This window comes from Caballeronia sp. GAFFF1, from assembly GCF_023630705.1.
GTDB lineage: Bacteria > Pseudomonadota > Gammaproteobacteria > Burkholderiales > Burkholderiaceae > Caballeronia.
The window spans coordinates 145,535-166,455 of the sequence record NZ_JALQEM010000036.1 but is presented as its reverse complement, the minus strand read 5'-3'; the positions used below and the strand labels follow the sequence as shown (position 1 = coordinate 166,455).

General features: G+C 62.9%; 19 protein-coding genes. 3 read left to right on the top strand and 16 right to left on the bottom strand.

Going from position 1 to position 20,921, the window contains the following annotated elements; all coding sequences use genetic code 11:
* Positions 1 to 7 precede the first annotated feature (7 nt).
* The 10 genes from NCR37_RS21740 to NCR37_RS21695 all read right to left on the bottom strand — a co-directional run bounded on the left by NCR37_RS21740 (position 8) and on the right by NCR37_RS21695 (position 10,660).
* Positions 8 to 2,248, bottom strand: coding sequence for a xanthine dehydrogenase family protein molybdopterin-binding subunit (locus tag NCR37_RS21740; RefSeq protein ID WP_250474889.1), 2,241 nt, complete (start codon positions 2,246 to 2,248; stop codon positions 8 to 10).
* A gap of 1 nt (position 2,249) precedes the next feature.
* Entirely contained in the window at positions 2,250 to 2,705 is a 456-nt protein-coding gene (locus NCR37_RS21735) for a (2Fe-2S)-binding protein (protein ID WP_175945496.1), read from the bottom strand.
* Between the two features lie 340 nt (positions 2,706 to 3,045).
* A complete protein-coding gene (locus NCR37_RS21730; protein WP_250474888.1) occupies positions 3,046 to 3,285 on the bottom strand; it encodes a hypothetical protein in 240 nt (79 codons plus the stop codon).
* 156 nt (positions 3,286 to 3,441) lie between these two features.
* On the bottom strand, positions 3,442 to 4,533 hold the full coding sequence (locus tag NCR37_RS21725; protein WP_250474887.1) for an alcohol dehydrogenase catalytic domain-containing protein: 1,092 nt from the start codon (positions 4,531 to 4,533) through the stop codon (positions 3,442 to 3,444).
* A gap of 35 nt (positions 4,534 to 4,568) precedes the next feature.
* Positions 4,569 to 5,603 (bottom strand): NAD(P)-dependent alcohol dehydrogenase, encoded by a 1,035-nt coding sequence (locus tag NCR37_RS21720; RefSeq protein WP_250474886.1) that lies wholly within the window; start codon positions 5,601 to 5,603, stop codon positions 4,569 to 4,571.
* 67 nt (positions 5,604 to 5,670) lie between these two features.
* The gene (locus NCR37_RS21715) at positions 5,671 to 6,417 is read right to left on the bottom strand and encodes an SDR family oxidoreductase (protein ID WP_250474885.1); all 747 of its coding nucleotides are present in this window, start codon (positions 6,415 to 6,417) and stop codon (positions 5,671 to 5,673) included.
* 7 nt (positions 6,418 to 6,424) lie between these two features.
* On the bottom strand, positions 6,425 to 7,405 hold the full coding sequence (locus NCR37_RS21710; protein WP_250474884.1) for a sugar-binding transcriptional regulator: 981 nt from the start codon (positions 7,403 to 7,405) through the stop codon (positions 6,425 to 6,427).
* Positions 7,406 to 7,440: 35 nt separating this feature from the next.
* A complete protein-coding gene (locus NCR37_RS21705; RefSeq protein ID WP_250474883.1) occupies positions 7,441 to 8,322 on the bottom strand; it encodes a carbohydrate ABC transporter permease in 882 nt (293 codons plus the stop codon).
* Positions 8,319 to 9,260 (bottom strand): carbohydrate ABC transporter permease, encoded by a 942-nt coding sequence (locus NCR37_RS21700; RefSeq protein ID WP_250474882.1) that lies wholly within the window; start codon positions 9,258 to 9,260, stop codon positions 8,319 to 8,321. The genes NCR37_RS21705 and NCR37_RS21700 overlap by 4 nt, the downstream gene beginning before the upstream one ends.
* A gap of 29 nt (positions 9,261 to 9,289) precedes the next feature.
* Positions 9,290 to 10,660, bottom strand: coding sequence for an ABC transporter substrate-binding protein (locus NCR37_RS21695; protein ID WP_206470805.1), 1,371 nt, complete (start codon positions 10,658 to 10,660; stop codon positions 9,290 to 9,292).
* Between the two features lie 253 nt (positions 10,661 to 10,913).
* Here NCR37_RS21695 and NCR37_RS21690 point away from each other — a divergent pair, with 253 nt between their 5' ends.
* Positions 10,914 to 12,035, top strand: coding sequence for an ABC transporter ATP-binding protein (locus NCR37_RS21690; protein WP_250474881.1), 1,122 nt, complete (start codon positions 10,914 to 10,916; stop codon positions 12,033 to 12,035).
* Between the two features lie 308 nt (positions 12,036 to 12,343).
* The gene (locus tag NCR37_RS21685) at positions 12,344 to 13,210 is read left to right on the top strand and encodes an EAL domain-containing protein (protein WP_250474880.1); all 867 of its coding nucleotides are present in this window, start codon (positions 12,344 to 12,346) and stop codon (positions 13,208 to 13,210) included.
* 46 nt (positions 13,211 to 13,256) lie between these two features.
* Here NCR37_RS21685 and NCR37_RS21680 read toward each other — a convergent pair whose 3' ends face one another.
* From NCR37_RS21680 to NCR37_RS21660, 5 genes are all read right to left on the bottom strand, one after another.
* A complete protein-coding gene (locus NCR37_RS21680; protein WP_502800570.1) occupies positions 13,257 to 13,553 on the bottom strand; it encodes a DUF4148 domain-containing protein in 297 nt (98 codons plus the stop codon).
* A 99-nt stretch (positions 13,554 to 13,652) separates the two neighbouring features.
* The gene (locus tag NCR37_RS21675) at positions 13,653 to 14,096 is read right to left on the bottom strand and encodes a MarR family winged helix-turn-helix transcriptional regulator (protein WP_250474879.1); all 444 of its coding nucleotides are present in this window, start codon (positions 14,094 to 14,096) and stop codon (positions 13,653 to 13,655) included.
* 94 nt (positions 14,097 to 14,190) lie between these two features.
* The gene (locus tag NCR37_RS21670; protein ID WP_250474878.1) at positions 14,191 to 16,257 is read right to left on the bottom strand and encodes a putative bifunctional diguanylate cyclase/phosphodiesterase; all 2,067 of its coding nucleotides are present in this window, start codon (positions 16,255 to 16,257) and stop codon (positions 14,191 to 14,193) included.
* Positions 16,258 to 16,374: 117 nt separating this feature from the next.
* Complete coding sequence (gene cls / locus NCR37_RS21665) at positions 16,375 to 17,646, bottom strand: cardiolipin synthase (RefSeq protein WP_250474877.1); 1,272 nt, start codon at positions 17,644 to 17,646, stop codon at positions 16,375 to 16,377.
* Between the two features lie 68 nt (positions 17,647 to 17,714).
* Positions 17,715 to 18,467 (bottom strand): DUF4410 domain-containing protein, encoded by a 753-nt coding sequence (locus tag NCR37_RS21660; protein ID WP_250474876.1) that lies wholly within the window; start codon positions 18,465 to 18,467, stop codon positions 17,715 to 17,717.
* A gap of 234 nt (positions 18,468 to 18,701) precedes the next feature.
* Between NCR37_RS21660 and NCR37_RS21655 the strand changes: the two genes are divergently transcribed.
* Positions 18,702 to 19,490: an SDR family NAD(P)-dependent oxidoreductase gene (locus NCR37_RS21655; protein ID WP_250474875.1), complete on the top strand. Its 789-nt coding sequence runs from the start codon at positions 18,702 to 18,704 to the stop codon at positions 19,488 to 19,490.
* Here the strand turns inward: NCR37_RS21655 and NCR37_RS21650 are convergent.
* The gene (locus NCR37_RS21650; RefSeq protein WP_250474874.1) at positions 19,487 to 20,920 is read right to left on the bottom strand and encodes a UdgX family uracil-DNA binding protein; all 1,434 of its coding nucleotides are present in this window, start codon (positions 20,918 to 20,920) and stop codon (positions 19,487 to 19,489) included. The two genes, NCR37_RS21655 and NCR37_RS21650, sit on opposite strands and share 4 nt — an antisense overlap.
* Position 20,921 lies beyond the last annotated feature (1 nt).

Sequence of the window (20,921 nt, the reverse complement as noted above, 5' to 3'; positions counted from 1 at the left end):
GGTCTCCTTAGGCGCTGCGCAACTGATTGCCGACCGGTAACTGCCTCAGGCGCTTGCCCGTTGCGGCATAGATCGCATTGGTGATGGCGGGCGCGAGCGCCGCCGTCCCAGGCTCGCCGATTCCCCCCGGCGCTTCGGTGCTCTTGACGATATGCACTTCAATAGGCGGCGTTTCGTCGATGCGCAACATCCGGTAATCGGTGAAGTTGCTCTGCTGCACGCGGCCGTTTTCGATGGTGATCTCGCTATAGAGCGCAGCCGTGATGCCGAAGATGATGCCGCCCTGCACTTGCGCCTCCACCGTATTAGGATTGACGACCATGCCGCAATCCACCGCGCACACGATGCGATTGACCCGCACCTCGCCGTCCTTGTTGACGGTGACGTCGGCGACCATCGAAAAGAAACTGCCGAACGCATGCATGACCGATACGCCGCGTCCCTGGCCCTGCGGCATGGATTGCTTGCCCCAGCCGGCCGCCTGCGTCGCGACATCGAGCACATTGCGCGCGCGCGGTGTCTTGTTGAGCAGGTCCCGCCGGTACTTCACGGGATCGATCTTGGCTTGCACGGCGAGTTCGTCGATGAAGCTTTCCACGACGAACGTGCCGCGCGTCGGGCCCACGCCGCGCCAGAAAGCAGTCGGCACATGCCGCGGCTCCTGACGCACGTATTCGATCACCTGATTCGGGAACTCATACGGAAGGTCGGCTGCGACTTCGATCGCGTCCGGATCGATGCCGTTCTTGTAAGCGGGCGGCGCGAAGCGCGCCATGATGGACGAACCCACGATGCGATGCGTCCACGCAATCGGCTTGCCATTCGCATCGAGGCCGGCCGAGAGCTTGTCGTAGTAGTACGGCCGGTACATGTCGTGCTGGATATCCTCCTCGCGCGACCATGTGACCTTCACCGGCGTGCCCAGTTGCTTGCCGATCTTGAGCGCCTGCGTCGCCATGTCGACTTCGAGCCGTCTGCCGAAACCGCCGCCCAGCAGATGGTTATGCAGCACGATCTTTTCGCGCGGCAACCCGGTGATGGCCACGCCCGCGTCGACGATGCGCGTCGGCACTTGCGTGCCGAGCCAGATGTCGCAGCCATCGGGGCGTACATGCACGGTGCAGTTGACCGGCTCCATCGTGGCGTGCGCGAGAAACGGCTGTTGATAGACGGCATCGACGCGTGTCTTGGCGTCATTGAATCCCTTGCCGACATCGCCGTCCTTTCGAGCGACGGCGCCTGACTTCTGCGATGCAGCCGCCAGTTCGTCGATGATCTGCTTCGTCGATAGATTGCCGTCCGCGCCCTCGTCCCAATGAATGGACAATGCCGCGGCGCCTCGCTTGGCAGCCCACGTGTGATCGCCGACCACCGCAACGCCGTTGTCGAACTTGATCACTTGCCTCACGCCGGGAATCTTGCGCGCGTTGCTGTCGTCGACCGAAGCGAGCTTGCCGCCGAATACCGGGCAATTGACGATGGCCGCATAGACCATGTCCGGCAAGCGCACGTCCAGCCCGAACATTGCAGTGCCATCCACCTTTTCCGGCGAATCCAGGCGCCTGACCTGCGTACCGATGATCTTGAAGTCTTTCGGGTCCTTGAGCTTGATATCTTTGTCCTGCGGAACGGGCATGCTTGCCGCCGCTTGCACGAGCTCGCCATAGCTTGCCGTGCGATCCCCCGATGCATGCACGACCTTTCCGCCTTGCGCATGACAGGTCGATGCATCGCATTGCCACTGCTGCGCGGCCGCCGCAACCAGCATCATGCGCGCTGCCGCGCCGGCCTTGCGCATGGGCTCCCACGCGTAGCGCACCGACGTGGAGCCGCCGGTCAGTTGACCGCCCAACAGCGGATCCATGAAGAGCTTTTCATCGGGCGGCGCATGGTCGATGGTGACGCTATCGATCGGCACTTCGAGTTCTTCGGCAATGAGCATCGGCAACGACGTGTAGACGCCCTGCCCCATCTCCACCTTCGGAATGATGAGCACGACCTTGCCGGCCTTGTCGATCTGCACGAATGCGTTAGGCGCGAAGACGCCCGCTTGCGCCGGCTCACTTCCATCGCCGCCGATGACCGACTTGCCTTTACTCTGATCCTGACTTGCGGCGGGCAAGCTGAAGCCAATGAGAAAGCCGCCACTCGCGGTCACACCGGCGGTCAGGCCGAGCTTCAGAAACGAACGGCGCGAAAATCCGGCGGAAGCCGCATGACGTCCCGCTTCGAGTAGTCCTCGCGACATGTCACGCTCCCTTCGCTGCTTGCTTGATGGCCGCGCGAATGCGGTTGTATGTGCCGCAGCGGCAGATGTTGCCGGTCATGGCGGCGTCGATATCGGCGTCGGTCGGATTGGGGACTGCTGCAATCAGCGCGGCAGCGGACATCACTTGTCCGGACTGGCAGTAGCCGCATTGAACGACATCGAGTTGATTCCATGCGTCCTGCACTTTCTTGCCGGCAGGCGTCGCGCCGACAGCTTCGATCGTCGTGATCTTCTTGTCGCCGATGGCCGCGACGGGCAGCACGCAGGAGCGCACCGCGACGCCGTCGAGATGCACGGTGCAAGCGCCGCACTGGGCGATGCCGCAGCCGAACTTGGTGCCGGTCAAGCCAACCAGGTCGCGCAGCACCCAAAGAAGCGGCATGTCTGGGGGCGCGTCGACAGTGTGTGACTGACCATTGATGGAAAGCGTAGTCATGAGCGGCTCCGGCTTATGCGTTGGTTTTAGCGAATAGCGCGATCGCGGGGCTGCGTGCGACAGCAGTCGGCGCCGAACGATGCTGTGCGTTGACGCCGCTATAGGGCGCCATGCGACGCAAGGACGCGTGCGGCTGGCTGTATAGGGACGACAGATTGTAGCGCCGCTTTAAGAAATGAGCGTGAATGAAAAAAACGGCCTTGCTTTACGAAATTGCGAGGTGGACCAGTACGCTGTTCTGAGTCGAGGGCAGCGTTCTCGAGAGACCGTTAGTTGCTTTCGAAAGAGAGAGATCGGATCGCTCCATCACTGAGTTTCGCTTGGTGCATTCCATCCGGAATCAGATGATCTCTATGAGGCCCTTGCGCGCGAGCTCTTCGGGAAAGACGGTGGTCTCCAGGTATTCGTGCAAATCCACAGATACCGTGCCGCGCATGCGTGGGTCGGCATCGACGAACACGAGCGTGTCGTCCTCTTGATGCACTTCATAAAGGCCGGGCGCAATGTGCATTCTGATGCCGTCTTCGGCACACCCGGAGAGTGCGTCTTTCAGCACCCGAATATGGAAGAGCGCGTTCACTGCCGTGTCCTGGGAGAGCGGTCCAGCGGTTGGTGGTTCGCTGACAGGAGCAAACCGCGCGCCAAATCGAAGCGCCCAACGCGCTCGCCGTTCTCCCCCCGGATCGGACATGTGAGTAGATCATCGAAGACCCACTCACTCGTCCTTGCACGGCGATTACTTGGGCCGCAAGAGCACCTTGATCGAATCGAGCGAATTGGCGACCTCGATAGCCGTATCCCATTCTTCGAGCGTGAAGCCGTGCGTGACGATGCCCTTCGACGTCACCAGTCCGCGCGCCAGAAGATCGATGGCGATCGGATAGCAATACGGCCCGAGATGCGCGCCGCGTACGTCGAGCTCCTTGCGATCGCCGATGATCGACCAGTCGACGGTCGTATCGCTTCCGAATACCGAGAACTCGACGAAGCGGCCCAGCTTTCGAATCAGTTCGAGACCTTGCGACACACCCGAAGGCGATCCGGTAGTTTCGATATACACATCACAACCGTATTGATCCGTGATCGAGCGGATCATCTCGAGCGCGTTGTCGTTCTTCGGGTTGATCGTGACATCTGCGCCGTATTCGCGTGCGAGCGCGAGGCGCTCGTCGACGAGATCGATGACGACGAGTTTCTTCGGCGTCTTGAGATGCGCCACCTGCACCATCATGAGTCCGAGCGGGCCTGCGCCCGCGATCACGACAACATCGCTCAGTTGAATATCGCCGCGGTTCACCGTATGGATCGCGCAAGCGAGCGGTTCGATGATGGCCGCGTCTTCGATCGAGATACCGTCCGGTATCTTGTGGACGATGGCCGTCGGCGGAAAGCGCATGTATTCGGCCATGCCGCCGTCGGCGACCTCGCGCTGAAAGCCGAAGATGTTGTGCACTTCGCACATCCAGTACTGACCGGACTTGCAATAGCGGCACTTCGCGCAAGGCACGATCTGCTCGGCGATCACTCTGTCGCCGACCTGCACCCCGAAGTGCTCGGCCGCGCCGTCCCCGAGCTCTTCCACGTAGCCGAAGAATTCATGGCCCGGTATGACCGGCGCCTTGACCCAGGGATTCGGGCCGCCCCAGAACATCTTGGCACCCGACCAGCACTTGCAATCGCTCGCGCATATGCCGCACGCAGCAATGCGGATCACCAACTCATTGCGTCCTGCGCGCGGACGTTTCACGCGTTCGACGCGATAATCCTTCGGTGCGCGGCATACGATCGCCGTCATTTCGTCACTGTTGTCAGCCGATGCCGTGCTCATGCTCGCGTCTCCCGTCATGTAGTGTTAGCGCTCGGTCATTCCATCACGATCTGCACTTTCACATCGGTCGGCACGCCGCTCGCCGCTTCTTCGAAAGCCTTGATGCCTTCTGCGAATGGGAACGTGCGCGAGATGAACGGCTTGACGTCCAGCTTGCCCGATGCAATCAACTGAATCGCGCGCGGGAAGATATTGGCGTAACGGAATACGGATTCGATACGCGCTTCCTTGATCTGCACTGCGACCACATCCAACGGAATGGCGCGCTGCGGCATGCCGACGAGCACGAGACAGCCACCCGGGCAGAGCAGATCGACAATGCCTTCGAACGCCTTCTCGTTGCCGCTTGCCTCGAACACGATATCCGCGCCCCAGCCGTCGGTCAGCCGCGCCACGACGTCCTGCACGCGCTCGTCGCGAATGTTCACCGCCGTCACGCCCTGCACGCCGCCGATCAGGTCGAGCTTCTCCTGCACGAGATCGCAGACGATCGCGCGGCTGCAGCCACCGGCCAGCGCCGCCAGCGCGCACATCATGCCGATGGTGCCCGCGCCGAGCACCACGGCCACATCGCCGGGCTTGATCGCGGCCTTCTTCGCGGCCTGCAAGCCGATGGAAAGCGGTTCGACGATCGCGCCTTCGGCGAAGCTCACATTGTCCGGCAGCTTGTAGGTGAAAGCGGCGGGGTGCACCACGTAAGGGGCAAGACAACCGTGCACCGGCGGCGTGGCCCAGAAGCGCACTTTGGGATCGAGGTTGTACATGCCTTCGCGCGATGCACGCGATTCCATGTCGGGCACGCCCGGCTCCATGCATACGCGGTCGCCCGCCTTCAGATTCGTCACTTCCTCGCCGACTTCGACCACTGTGCCGGACGCCTCGTGCCCGAGAACCATCGGCTCATTGACGACGAACGGACCGATGCGGCCGTGCTGATAGTAATGAACATCGCTGCCGCAAATGCCGACCGTGTGAATGCGTATGCGCACATCGCGCGGCCCGACGACCTGCGGCAAGCTGAACGGGCGCAAGCTGATGCGGCGTGCTTCTTCTAGAACCAGTGCTTCCATTGTCGTTCCTTCGTGCTGTTCGTTTGAGTCGATTGAGTCGGATTGAATCTGTTCGATGCGTCGTGAGCTATCCCGCCTGAAAGCCGCCGTCGATCGCGAGGCTCACGCCGCTCACCATGATCGAATCGTCGCCGAGCAGATACGCGATGGTGCGCGCCACTTCCACCGGCTGCACGAAGCGATTGAGCGGAATGCGCGCGAGCATGGGGCGCGATTTCGCGGGATCGCTCCAGGCTTTTTCGGCCATCGGCGTCAGGGTCACGACGGGATTGACCGCGTTCACGCGGATGCCGTGCGGTCCCAATTCGACCGCCATCACGCGCGTCATGGCATCGAGCGCGCCCTTCGATGCGCAATACGATGCGTGCAGCGGCAAGCCCACATTTGCCGACAGACTCGACACATTCACTATCGCGCCGCCCGCCTTGCGCGCGATCATGCTCCTCGCGCACTCCTGCGCCACGATCATCGCAGCGCGTACGTTGACGTGCATCGTGAGGTCGAAGGCATCGACGGTGGTGTCGAGAAAAGGCTGCAACTCGACGAGCCCCGCGCAATTCACGAGCAGGTCCACCGGCTGCGCGGCGCGCGCCGCCTCGCGGGCTGCATCCGCATCGGCCAGATCGACGGCCAACGTCTCGCAACCGGTCTCGCTCGCAAGCGCGGCGAGATCCGTCGCGCTGCGGCTCAACGCAATTACGCGGGCACCGCGCTCGGCCAGCAAATGCACCGTCGCATGGCCGATGCCCTTTCCTGCGCCGGTCACGAGCACGGTCTTGCCGGCGAATTCGCGGTTTCTGTCGATGCTTGTCATGGACTCTTCAGGGTTCATCGCACAGACGTCGCGCGGTGTCTTCATCGGTGACGAGCACCGACGGATAGCGCCCGCGCAATGCGGCACGCGTGACATGGAACTTCTTCGCCCCGCCGCTCACGAGGACGACGCGGCGAATCTTGCGCAAGTCTTCGAGCGTGATTGCCACGGTGCGCCGATTCAGCGGATGGTCGATCAACTCGCCGTCTTCATCCATGAAATGACCGAGCATGTCCCCCACTGCGCCCGCTTTTTCGAGCGTGCGCAACTGGTCGGGATTGTCGATGCCATACGTCACGACGAGCGATTCCGTGAGATCTCCGCACGTCAGAAGCGCAAGGTCCGCCGAGCGCGCGAGTTCATAGGTTTCGCGCACTGTGCCTTCCTGCAAGATGACGTCACGCGCCTTCTGGCTGCTCACATAGATAGGCGCAGCAAAGAGATACCCGTCCGCGCGGCAGATGTTCGCGAAGTCCGAGACGATATCGAACGTGTTGATGCTCGGGCAATGCGACAAGCCGCCTTGCAGCGACACCGCCGACACCGCGCCATAACTGCGTTGCGGCATGGCACGCAGGACCGCGCGAATCGTGCGGCCCCAGCCCAGTCCGATGGTCTGCCCCGCGACGATCTGCTTCGCGAAGTACGAAGCCGCGCCGATGCCGAGCGCCGCGTTATTCGCCTCGGTATTCGCGCCCGTCGGCACCACGACCGCGCATTCCAGCCCGAACCGCCGTTCGAGCGCACTCTCCAGCGCCACGCACGGCGCGATCTTGCTGTTGATGGTGATCTGCACCAGTCCGGATTCGCGGCTCGCCGCGAGCAGCCGGTTGACGCGTACGCGATTCGTGCCGATACGCTGCGCGATTTCCTGCTGCGTCAGATTGCCGACGTAGTAATGCCAGGCGACGCGCGCCTGCAGTTCTTCCTCGGAGTCGATGGACTCGTCTGTCTCTGCAATGGCGATGGACGGCGCTGTCTTGCTCATGTTCTCACTGTGGTCACACTGTAAAAGGCGCGAGTCTACTTCACCGCGCCCATCGTGAGCCCTTGTACGAGGCGGCCCGACACGAGCAACGCGAACACGACCATCGGCAGCACGATCAGCGTGCCGGTCGCCATGATCTCGCCCCACGGCAACTCATAGCCGCTCATGTAGCTCGTCGCCGCAACCGGTGACGTGATCGCCTCGGTACGAGTCAGCACCAGCGCATAGAGCAGATCGTTCCACGAGAAAATGAACGCGAAGATCGCGGAGACCACGATGCCCGGCATGGCGAGCGGAAGATTGATGCGCCAGAACACGCGCCACGGCGACGCGCCATCGAGCCGCGCGGCTTCGTCCAGCTCGACAGGAATGTTGCGGAACTGGTCGGTGCAGATCCAGACGACGATGGGCAACGAGAACGTCAGATAGAGCAATATCAGCACGATATGCGTATCGACGAGATCGAGCTTCGTCGCGATCAGAAAGAACGGCACCGCAAGCACGACCGGGCTCACCATGCGGTTCGAGATGAACCAGAACCACAGGTCTTCCTTGCCGCGAAACTCATAGCGTGCGAGCGCATACGCAGCAGGCGTTCCGAGCAGAATGGCGAGCACCGTCGTGCAGCTCGCAATGATGAATGAGTTGAGCAAGCTGCCTGCTACATCGTGCTCGAAGAGCGCAGCGGAATAGTGATGCAAGGTCGGGCTGAACAACCACTTCGGCGGATACGCGAGCGCGTCGGCCTGACTCTTCAGGCTCGTCGTCACCATCCAGTAGAACGGAAACACGGACGACAAGAACACGACCACGAGCCCGAGAAAGTGCCATACCGTCGCGCGCTTTCGCGCGGCGCGCGCGCGTCTCGCGCGCTGACCCGTGCCGTTGTTCGACGTTTGCAGAGCCGATGTACTCACGCGGCCTCCCGATAGACAAAGCGAATGTAGAGACGCGAAAGCACGATGGTCAGAATGAGCAGAATGATGGCCTGCGCCGACGCCATGCCTTGATCGAAGAGCCGAAAGCCCACGCGCTGTATATAGACGCTGATGAATTCAGTGGCGGTGCCCGGGCCGCCGCGCGTCATCGTGAAGACGGCGTCGAACATCTTGAGCATGTCGGCCGAGCGAAGAATGAGAATGGCGGTCAAACCCGGCAATAGATACGGCCGCTGCAAGTGCCAGAGAATCATGCTCCATTTCGGCGTTTCGAGGCGGGCGGCCTCTTCGGCTTCCTTGGGCACCATCGAAAGCCCTGCCAACATGATGAGCGCGCAAAAGGGCGTCCATTGCCACACTTCCATGATCATCACGGATACGAAGGCGAGCGTCGGATCGGCCAGCCAGTCTTGCGGCGGAATGCCGAGAAGGCTCGTCAGATAGTTCGCCACGCCGAACTGGCGGTTGAAGATGAGCCGCCCGATCAGGCCGACGACCGCATACGTGGTCGCCATCGGAATGACGAGACTCACGCGCGCCGCTGCTCGCATGAAGCGCAGGTCCGTGCGATGCAGCATCAGCGCCGCGAAAAGACCTAGCGCCACTTCGATCGGCAACGTCAGGCAAAGGAACAACGCCGTGCGTCCGAGCGCGCCCCAGAACGAAGGGTCCGAGAGCGTCGCCATGTAATTGTCGAAGCCGACGAATGGCGTGCCCGATGCGAGATCCGCGAGCTTGTACTGGTGAAACGAGTTGTAGAGCGCAAGCAATAGCGGATAGATGCCGATGACCGCCAGCGCGAAAATAGCCGGGATCAGGAACCAGAAGGCAGGCGAGCGCGGCAGTACCGCGAAGCGCCGCGCGCCGTTGCGCGGACCTCGTGCGTGCGTCGCGGGAGTTGCAGTGCTGTTCGCCATCCGTCGTCTCCGGTTCCTGATCGTCGTGCTTACTTCAAGAGCGGCTTCTTGCCGTCGTAATAGCCCGCTTTCTTCAGGATGTCCTCGGTCTTCTGGCCGATGGTCTGCGCGCCCTCTTTCACCGTCACCTGTCCGAGCATCATCTTGCTGCCCCATTCGCCGATCACTTCTGACACAGCGGGCCATTCCGGGAAGCGCGGACGGTAATCAGGCACGCCGCCTTGCCACGATTCCACCATCGGCTTCACGAACGGATACTTGTCCTGCACGGCCTTGTCCTGATAGACCGCCATGCGCGCCGGCACGCCGCCCGCGTCGAGGTAGGGCTTCGCCATTGCTTCTGACGTGATCCATTGGATAAAGAGCCACGAAGCCGCCTGCTTCTTCGCGTTCGACTTGGCGTTGACCGCAAGCGAGAAGCCGCCGAGCGCCGGCTTGAGACCCGCCGGACCTTTAGGCTCCGTCGTGATGGCGAGGCAGTTGCCGAGCTTCGATTTGCTCGGATCGGTCAGCGTCGGGTAGAACGCGGACCATTCGGTGATCATCGCCACCTGCCCTTGCGCGAGCGCGTTCACCGCTTCGGCGTGATCGAAGTCCACGATGCCCGGCGGCATGTACTTCATCAGCTTCTGCCGATATTCCAGGCCCGCCTGCGATTGCGGCGACATCAGATTCGACTTGAACTTCGCATCGAGCAGCGAGCCGCCGTTGGGCCACAGCACGCGCATGAAGCTATCCGCCGATTGCGTTTCGCCACGGCGCGACTGCAATGCGAAGGCGAACTTGTCGCCCTTCGTGAGCTTCGGCGCATACGTGTTCAACAATTCGTCCCACGTCTTGGGCGGCTCGTCGAAGCCTGCGTCCTTCAACATGCACTTGTTGTAGAACATGAGACCCGAATAGTTATCGAACGGCAGGCCGTACGTGACCTTGTCCCACGTCCCGAAGGAATCGAGCAGGATCGGGAAAAAGCCCTTCAGATTCAGGCTCGGGTCCGCGAGCTTCGCATCGTCCGTGAACTTCTTGATCGGCACGAGCCACTTGTTGCTCGCGAATTCGCCGATCCACACGACGTCGACGAGCACCACGTCCTGATCTCCGCCGCCGACGAAGTTCAGCACTTCCTTCTCGCGCGTGTTCTCGTACGGAATGACTTCCCAGCGCACCTTGATGCCGGTTTCCTTTTCGAACTGCGGTATCAGGGTTTGTGCTGCCTTGTATCCCGGACGATCGAGGAATATGGCTTTGATCGTGGTGCCCGAGTACGGCTGCGCCGCTTCTTTCAGTGTCCAGGCATGAGCGTTGGATGCGGCGAACGCGGCGCTTGCGGCAAGCAACGCAATAGCCGCGACGTGTTTGAGCGGGCCAACGTGCTTGGCCGGGATGAAGCGATTGTTCATGCCTGTCTCCTGTTTTTCTTGAGCTAATGGCTTGCGGATTCTTCGTCTGATTCTTCGTCTCTTTTCTTGCGTCCCACCGTGACCGAGTGAAGTCGAAAGCGCGTCCCGCTGCGCCGTTTCACTTGTAATTTGCGTTTTACAATTGTATATTTGGGCCCGAACAGCTTGTCAAGAACTAAATCGACGGAAGCAGTCCGATGCGCAGCGCGCGATCGAGCAGTCAGCCTTGCACTCGTTCCGGTAGGAGACACGCATGAGCGCAGTCCATTTGCAGCAGATTCGCAAGTCCTTTGCGGGCGCCGATGTGCTGAAGGGCATCGACATCGAAGTAGCCGACCGTGAGTTCATGGTCTTCGTGGGTCCGTCGGGGTGTGGCAAGTCCACCTTGCTGCGCACCATCGCGGGCCTTGAGCGAAGCGACTCGGGACAGGTGATGATCGGTGGCGAAGACGTGACCGACCTCGAACCGTCGCAACGAGGCGTGGCGATGGTGTTTCAGTCGTATGCGCTTTATCCCCACATGACGGTCTACGAGAACATCGCGTTCGGACTGCGCATGCTGAAGCTTCCCGAAGCGCAAATCAAGGAGCGGGTGCAGCGCGCAGCGGAGATCCTGCAAATCGGGCAATTGCTGGAGCGTCGTCCGCGGGCGCTCTCGGGCGGCCAGCGTCAGCGCGTCGCCATTGGGCGGTCCATCGTTCGCGAGCCGAAAGTCTTTCTCTTCGACGAGCCGCTTTCCAATCTCGACGCCGCGCTGCGCGTTCAGATGCGGCTCGAACTCATCAAGCTCCACAAGCAGTTGAACGCAACGATGATCTACGTCACGCACGATCAGACCGAAGCCATGACCATGGCCGATCGCATCGTCGTGCTCAATCATGGCCGCGTGGAGCAGATCGGCTCGCCGCTGGAGTTGTATCGCACACCGGAGAATCGCTTCGTCGCGGGATTCATCGGTTCGCCTAAGATGAACTTCATCGACGTGCGCGTGCTGCGCGCGGATCACGCGGGCGTGACCATCGAGCTGCCGGGGGGCGAGCCGTTGACGCTGCCTTTCGATGCGTCGTCGGTCAAGGTGGGGGAAACACTCACGCTCGGCATACGGCCGGAGCATTTCATCGAAGAGCGAGGCGGCGATATCGACAGCGGTCTCGTCGGCGATGTCATGGTGATCGAGCACCTTGGCGGCGAGACGCTGCTGCACGTTAGATTACCGAACGATCTCGTGATTCAGGTCAAGGGCTCGGGTGAGTCCACGGCAGTCGATGGCCAGCGGCTGAACGTCGGCTTCAGCATACGGCACGTGCATCTCTTCGGCGAAGACGGCAAGGCGCTCGCGCGGGTTCGCTCCGTCGCGCAAGCCGCGACCATCTGATTGCGCAAGTCATTGCGCTAGTGCGGATTACAAACCATTGCTGAAACGTCAGCAGAAACTGCAAACTGTGCCGCTGCCGATAAAGCGGCGCAAGGATAGTTATTACCTCTGCCGTTCGCCGCGCCGTAGTTTTTTATATGGCGCCCCGCCATCTGTGTCGCCGTTGAAACGTTACCGGTGCGAATCGTGCACTGACTTGAAGCATAGGTAAGGGTTTGCCCTCCTCGACACCAATTTGCCCGACAAATGACGCTTTCGGGCATGACTCGTGCATTTAAGCGCCTGGTCCACTGGCAAGGCGGCATAGCATGAAAACAACTCCACTCCGCTCGCACGCGCCGAATGTCGCGCTGAAGTCCGGTCACGCGCTGAAAGCGCGGGTGCTGCAAGGGCTGGAAGCCGGCGAATTCTGCATGGCTTATCAGGGAATCTACCGGGTCGACAGCGGCGAACTCGCGCAGATGGAAGCCCTGATTCGCTGGCGTCATCCGGAATTCGGCCTGTTGCTGCCTGGCGCATTCCACGAAGCGCTCGATGACGAAGAAGTCATGATCGAGCTCACCGACTTCGTGATGAACGCGGTTTCGCTCGACATCTCGATCTGGCAGGCCAACGGCGGCGCGACATATCCCGTTGCGATCAATGTCCCGCCGTCGGTTGCCGCGCGGATAGGCTTCGCCGACCGGCTCGAAGCTGTGTGTCGCGATCACGGCATCGCGCCTTCGTCAATCGAAGTCGAGCTGTCCGAGAGTCAGGACCTCGCCCGCTTTCCGTCGATCTCGAAGGTCGTGCAACGTTTGCGCGCGCGCGGCATCAATGTGGCGATGGACGACTTCGGTACCGGCTTCGCCTGCCTTGCCGCGCTGGGTCCGATCAGCTTCGGGACGGTGAAGATCGCCAAGGAACTGCTGGCGGAAGCGCCGCGCAATGCGGACGCGCGGACTGTCTTCTCGTCGGTGCTCTCGCTCATGACGCGGCTCAAGCTGTCGGTCGTCGTCGAAGGAGTGGAGACCGCCGCGCAGGCGCAATGGCTCGCGCAGTGGCCGCATGTTCTCGCGCAGGGCTTTTATCTCGCGCGACCGGTGTTCGGCATCGGCAGCGTACCCGGGGCTCGCATCGCACGGCCGGCCGAGGCGGCGCAGCATCGCGCGGTGCCGTTCGCGGACGCCGCCTGAATCATGCGCACGCTCGCAGGGGCGTGCGCGAACATGTGGACCGTCCTCAAGGCGCTGACGCCGGCGCCGGCTGCCCGGCCTTTTCGGCGTTCACGCGCCGCTGCGCATTCTGCAAGTTCTGCGGATAGTCGGTCTGCTCGCCAGCCGGGTTGTAGCCGTTTTTTTCGAGGTCGCTCAGTTCGGCATTCTTCTTTGCGCGCGCCGCCTTTCGCTCTGCCTTCTTGATCTGCTTCGGCGTGGAAGCGCCCGCTTCCTGCGCGTGCGCGGGCGTGCACGGCATGGTGACGAGCGCGGCGGCGGCCAGCGCAATGACAGCGAGCGGTGCGGTGCGAACGTTCAGCATGAGATTCTCCGGTGTGGAGACCGCCGGCGTCGGACGGCCCGTTTTTTTGCATGACGTGAACGCCTTGCAAGAAGCGGTCCCATACAGCGGTCGCGACCGTCATCGGTCGACGATCCGGCTCAGATTGCTCCGCACACGTTGTAACAACCCGATCAGTTGATCTTTCTCCTGGCGGCCGAGACCGGCGAGCGCTTCCGCCGCGATCTCGTCGCCGACGCGCCGCGCCTTGTCGAGCGCCTTCTGCGCCTTCGGAGTCATGCGCACCTGACGCTCGCGGCGATCTTCGGGATTGTGCCGCCGCGCGATCCAGCCGCCCTCTTCCATGCGGTCGAGCAGGCGGCCTGCGGAGATCGGCGCGACTTCCAGCAGCGACGCGAGCCGCGCCTGATTCACTTCGCCGTAATGCGACAGGTACGCGAGCACGCGGCATTGCGCGCGCGTGAGATTGAGCGACGATTTCGCGAGTTCGTCGAAGCGGTTTCCGCACAGGCGGTCTACGTCCGCAATCAGAAAGCCGAAGCGCTTGTCGAGTTGAGGTTCCATCGCGCGATTATAGGGACGAGCGCGGCGACCGTGCGCGCACTGGCGCACATTGGATTACTACGGTTTCCTAACGACTCTCCGACAGCGACCTGTCTCACACATTCACGCGACCACTTTCGAGCAGCGCGGCGAATGCGTCGGATGAAAGCGGCCGCGCCAGCAGAAAGCCCTGCATTTCGTCGCACCGCATGTCTTGCAGGCGGCCGAGCTGCGTGCCTGTCTCCACGCCTTCCGCGACGACATCCATATCGAGCGAATGCGCGAGCGCAATGATCGCCGACACGATAGCGTGGCCTTCCTGCCCGTTTTCATCCAGGCCGTTGGTGAAGAAGCGGTCGATCTTCAGCTGCTTGGCGCGGAACCGCTGCAAATAGGCGAGGCTGGAATAACCGGTGCCGAAATCGTCGATGGCGATCTCGCAGCCGTTGTCCTGAAACGCGCGAATCATTTCGGTCGTGCGCGGCGCGTCCTGCATCGCGACGGACTCGGTGATCTCGAACATCAGCTGATCGCTGCGCACGCCCTCTTCGCGCACGATCTGCAGCACGCGCGTGACAAGGTCCGCTTCGTTCAACTGCCGCGGCGAAAGATTGATGGCGACCTTCACCGCCGCCCGCCCGGACTCGCGCCACCGCACGATATGCCGGCACGTCTCGCGCACGACCCAGTAGCCGATGTCGACTATCTGCCCCGAGCGCTCCGCAATCGGAATGAATTCCATCGGCGTCAAAAGACCGATTTCCGGATGATTCAGCCGAATGAGCGCCTCCGCGCCCGCAAGCTCGCCGTCCCCGCGAAACTTCGGCTGAAACAGCAGGTAGAAGTAGCCTTCGGTCAACGCCTCATGCAACGCCTGCTGAATCTGCAGCGTGCGGACCGCCGCCTCGTTCATGCTCGCCTCGAAGAAGCGATACGTGCTGCGTCCGCCGCGCTTGGCTTCGTACATCGCGACATCCGCATGCTTGAGCAGCGTTTCGACGCTGTCGCCGTCTTCGGGGAAAAGCGCGATGCCGATGCTCGGCATCACTTGCAGCGAATGATCCGCGACGACGAGCCCCTTTCTCATGGCCTCGAGAATGCGTTCCGCGAGCTTCTCGGCATCCGTGGGCGTGCCTATTCCTTCGAGCACGACCACGAACTCGTCGCCGCCCAGGCGGCCGACGGCATCGCCGCCGCGCACGCATTGCAGCAGGCGCTTGGCGAACGCTTGCAGCACTTCGTCGCCGATCGAATGGCCGAGTGAATCGTTGATGGTCTTGAAGCCGTCGAGATCCATGAAGAGAATCGCGAAGCGGCTGCCGTTGTTCGTCGCGTTCCTGACCGCGCGGCCGATGCGCTCCGTCACCGTCCGGCGATTCGGCAGGTCCGTGAGCGTATCGAAGGTCGCCATGTGAACGATCTGCCCATGCAGGCGCGACACGGAACCCGCGAGCAACTCGTTCTGCGCATCGAAACGCGACAACACGAGCGTGATGATCAAGATGGCGAACGTGAACAGCATGACCGTCGTGGCGAGCCAATGCACATCGACGTCGTTGGCCGCGCCGCAGATCGCGCCCGGCAGGAAGTTCGCGGCGGCGTTGCCCGTGTAGTGCATGCCGGTGATCGCGACGCCCATGACGAGCGCAGACACCCCGCGCTTCCGAGTGATGTTCGCCTGGTTCGCGTTGGACAGCACGCGTGCGATCCACAGCGCCGCGCCCGACGCCACCACGGCGATCACGATCGACGCAGCGAAAAGCAGCGGGTCGTACTGTATCGCCGGATGCATGCGCATTGCGGCATCGCCCGTGTAGTGCATGGCGGCGATGCCCGCGCCCATGAGCATGCTGCTCGCGGCGAGGCGCTGGAAGGTCAGCCGCACGCGGTTGATGACCGAGAGCGCGAAGAACGAGACCAGCATCGCGATCGCGAGCGACGCCGCCGTGATGCGGAAGTCGTAGCCGAGCTTGATCGGCAGCGAAAACGCCAGCACGCCGACGAAGTGCATCGACCAGATGCCGACGCCCATGGAGGCCGCGCCGCCCGCGAGCCAGACATGGCGCATGCGCGAATGCGACAGCATCGCGATGCGGCCGGAGATGTCGAGGGCCGTGTACGAGGCGAGCGTGGCGACGACGAGCGATGCCGCGACGAGCCAGAAGTTATAAGTGCCGTGCATGAAGTGCCGGGATCGAAGGGGCGTGTTTGCGTAAGCGTCTTATCGGCGCACACTGGCCAATCTTTAGGCCGCTCGAAAGCCCGGTGCAAGAACACTTTTCGTCCATGCGCCGGCGCATCACAGTTCAGGGTCCAACAATGCTACAACGCGTTCCAGCATGCGTTCGCCAAGCCCGCGCCGCTGCCAGTCTTCCAGCGTGATGCGTTTCGAACGCTCGATATCGGAATCGAAAATCGCGGTTTGCTGGCGCGCGAAATCGCGGTCGTAGATGTTGAGGTTCGCTTCGTCGTTGAGCTTGAACGACCGGCTGTCGAAGTTGGTCGAGCCGACCGAGACCAGAAATTCGTCGACGACGATGAGCTTGCAATGAAACATCGTCGGCTGATATTCGTACATCTCGACGCCCGCCGCGAGCAGATCGCCCCAGCACGCGCGCGACGCCTCGCGCACCGTATGCGTGTCGATGCGCTTGCCCGGCGTGATGATGCGCACGCGCACGCCGCGCCGCGCGGCCTCGACGATCGCGTTGATGGTCAGCTTGTCCGGCACGAAATACGCGCTCGACAGGTGGATGGAATGCGTCGCGGCGGTGATTGCCATCAGATACATGAGCTGCATGTCGTCGCTGCCGCCCGAAGGCGAACTGCTGAACATGTGCGCGAGACCGTCGCCCGCGCGCGTTATCTCGGGGAAATAGTCCGCGCCGTGCAGCACGTTGCCGGTGGCCTTGACCCAGTTGTCCATGAAGACCGCCTGCATATGCCCGACCGCCGGACCTTGCACGCGAAAGTGCGTATCGCGCCAGTGCTTCTCGTCCTGCGCATGGCCTGTCCATTCGTCCGCAATGCCGACGCCGCCCGTGAAACCCGTGCGGCCGTCGATCACGAGCAGCTTGCGGTGCGTGCGGTCGTTCATGCGGCCGAGTCCCGTCCAGTGCGGCTTGTGATACTGAATGACCTCGGCGCCCGCGTCGCGCAGCGTCTGCATGTAGCGCTTGTCCATCTTGGACGACCCGACCCAGTCGAGCAGCACATGCACCGAGACGCCTGCGCGCGCCTTTTCGGCCAGCGCGTTGGCGATCTGCTCGCCTATCGCGCCCGACCAGTAGATGAAGGTCTCGAAGGTGATCGTCTTCTTCGCCGAGCGGATGCCTTCGAGCATCGAGGGAAAGATTTCGTCGCCGTTCACGAGCACCTCGAAACGGTTGCCGTCCACGACGGGCGGTCCGAGCAGCAGGCCCATCGACCGGAGGAACTGCGGATCGTCGCTCGCGTAGAGACGCTCGATCTTGTGCTCGATCTTCTTTTCACCGCTCGTCAGGTTGGCTATCACCAATACCACGATCACAGTCGCGACGACGGTCAACGCAATCAGGGCAAGCGTGGGCATGCAGGGCCTCGCGAAGCGAACATCCGTCCGGAACCGGTAGTGTATGTGGTTCCGGAACGCGCGGGCCATCAGGTTTGCGCGGATTGCCCTATCTGCTTGGCAATGGCGTCGCCGAGGCGCTGTTCATCGGATGAAACGCCCGCGCGCTTCGTTTCGGAAACCGCGTGCAGTCCGCCCGATACGGCGAGCGAGCTCACCGCGTGACCCGCCACCGCGCCGACGCCCGCCGTTTCCGCGACGCCCGGCGCGTGGCCGCTGTCCGCGCGGGCATCGAACTGTTCGATCAATTGCGGCGCACCGTGCGCCGGCTTGAACACGAGCTGCACGGTCGCCGTGACCTTGCTTTGTCCCGCGCCGAGCCCGATCAACATGCGGCGGCGGCGATTGCCCGCGTCGATATTGTCGATGCTGCCGACGACTTCGAGCGCGTTCTGGTCATCGGGCGGCGCGACATCGGCGCGGACCGCGCGCAGACTCATCGACTGGAGTTTCGCGACGATTTCGTCGGCCACTTCTTCGCGCGCCGCGATCGCGTCTTGCGCCTGCTGCTGCGCCTGCGTGTCGCCGGACATCGCGGTCTTGAGTTTGGACGCGAGGCCGTGATTGTCGAGCTTCACGTCGCCCGCTTCGCTTTGGAAGGGATACACATAGATCGTGGTGTCCGCGCGCACCGCGGCGGCGGCCGCCGTCTGACCGCTGGCGCCCGCCGCGTTCGCCGAGCCCGCGAACAGCGCGACACCGGTCACGAGCCCCGCGACGAGCGCGCGCCGGGCGTGGCGGAGGAGGAAATCGAGCGAGGAGAAGTTCGTTGCGTTGGACATGTCGGCACCTGGGTTCGTTGGCTGAGACTTACGGTCTGCGGGTCTGCGGCGTGGCTGTCGATCACCGTGGCGCCACTATGGACGATGCCCGGCGCGCACGCCATCCAACATTTATGTCGCCGGGTGTCAGGCGGGGCCAGAGCCGCTTTTGAGCATGAACGCGCGAGTCTCGCTACCATGCGTCGAACGCGCGCTCAAGCGCCGCCATTCAACCCACGCTTCGAAGGAGCAACGATGGACCTGCAAATCGCCAACAAGCTCGCACTCGTGTCCGGCTCGACCAAGGGAATCGGCCATGCCATTGCCGTGGCGCTCGCGCGCGAAGGCGCGCGCGTGATCGTGAACGGACGCTCGCAATCGTCCGTCGATGCCGCGCTCGACAAGCTGCGCCAGCTCGTTCCCGGCGCGCAGGCCGAAGGCTTCGCAGGCGATGTCTCCGACGCCGCGCAAGTCGACGCGCTCGTGCAACGCTTCCCCGAGGTCGACATCCTCGTGAACAACATGGGCATTTTTGAGCCGAAGCCGTTCGAAGAGATCTCCGACGACGACTGGATGCGCTTTTTCAACGCGAACGTGATGTCGGGCGTGAGGCTGTCGCGCGCTTATCTGCCGAAGATGAAGCAGAAGAACTGGGGCCGCGTGGTGTTCATCAGCAGCGAGAGCGGCATCCAGATTCCCGTGGAGATGATCCACTACGGTCTGACCAAAACCGCGCAACTGGCGCTGTCGCGCGGGCTCGCCGAAACGTGCGCGGGCACCGGCGTCACCGTCAACTCCGTCTTGCCCGGCCCGACCAGTTCGGAAGGCGTGACCGAGTTCGTCGAGAAGCTCTCCGGCGGCAAGAGCATGGAGGATGTCCAGAAGTCGTTCTTCGAGGAAGCGCGGCCGAGTTCGCTGCTCAAGCGGTTCATCGCGCCGGAGGAAATCGCGAACATGGTCGTGTACGTGTGCTCGGCGTTGTCATCGGCGACGAACGGCGCGGCGTTGCGCGCGGACGGCGGCGTGGTGCGCGCCGCGTTCTAGCGCGGCTGCGTCTGCGCGGCCAGCGAGCGCGCCTTGGCAAGCGCATCGACGATATCGGCGATGGTCTTGTCGCGCGCGGTGTCGTCGAGTTGCCTGAGCGCATACGACGGGTGATACGTGGCGACGATGAGCTTGTCGCCATAGGGCGTGACGCGCCCGACATGCGCCCGCAACGTCGCGCGCTTGCCGAGCAGCGCGGTCAGCGCTGTCGCGCCCAGCGTGACGATGACGCGCGCGCCGGTTTGCTCCAGCTCGCGTTCGAGCCAGTACGAGCACGCTTCGACTTCCTGCTGCGCGGGCGTCTTGTGCAGCCGCCGCTTGCCGCGCGGCTCCCACTTGAAGTGCTTCACGGCATTGGTCAGATAGACGTGCTCGCGCGGCACCTGCGCCTGGCGCATGGCGTCGTCGAGCAACTGTCCGGCCGGGCCGACGAACGGCTCGCCTTTCAAATCTTCCTGATCGCCCGGCTGCTCGCCGAGCAGCATGATGCGCGCATCGGCCGGGCCCGCGCCGTGGACGGCTTGCGTCGCGTGACGCCAGAGATCGCAGCGGCGGCAGGTGTCGAGCGACGTGGGCGCGTCGCGTTCCGGCTGCGCGTCTTGCGCCTCCACCTGCACGATCTTGCCGCCGAGCGCGCCGACCGCCCGCGCCTGCGCGACGCGCCGCGCGCCGCCGCGCGCATCGCTGACGAGCTGCGGAATGAGCGCGCCTTCCGGCAATCCCTTCCAGAAGCGCACCGGCATCTGCTGTTGGAGCACGGATTCATTCAGGCGCGCAGGGTTGAAGATGCTGCGGTAGTACGTCATCCACAGGTCTTCGGCGGCGTCGGGCGTGTCGGACGCATGGTCGGAGGCGAGCGCGCGGCGTCGTTCGATCTGCAGACGCTCGCCGTTCCACATGGCCGCGCCGTCCGGCGTCGTGATGAGCCACGTCGACTGACCCATGCGCGCCGCGAAGTGCTCCGCGCCCCAGGCGAGCACGTCGTGATCCGGCTCGTACCACGCGACGAATTCCGGCGGTCCGAGCGACGCCTCGCGCTGCCGGAAACGCACGTACGCGATCATGTCGTGCTGCGCGCGGCGCACCGCCTTCGCCATCTTGTAGAGACGCGCGCCGTCTTCATCGGCTGCCGACGCCACCGAGCGGTCGCCATGCGTCCAGCGCCACAGCACGCGATAGAGAAAGCTGAAGCGCCGCTCGTCGCGGAAATGCGCGGCGTCCTTGAGCAACGCGGCGAGTTCGCGCGACACGCGCACTGGCGCTGCTTCAGCGGCCGGCGCGGCCGTTTCGGTGGATGCCGCGAACAACGCGGGCGTGTCGCTTTGCTGCGTGCGCCATTCGATCGACTCGGGCTTCAGGTCTCGAGCGAGCGCGTCGAGCGCTGCGCTGCGCCACGCGTCGAAGTCGTCGTCGATGGTGATGACGTGCATC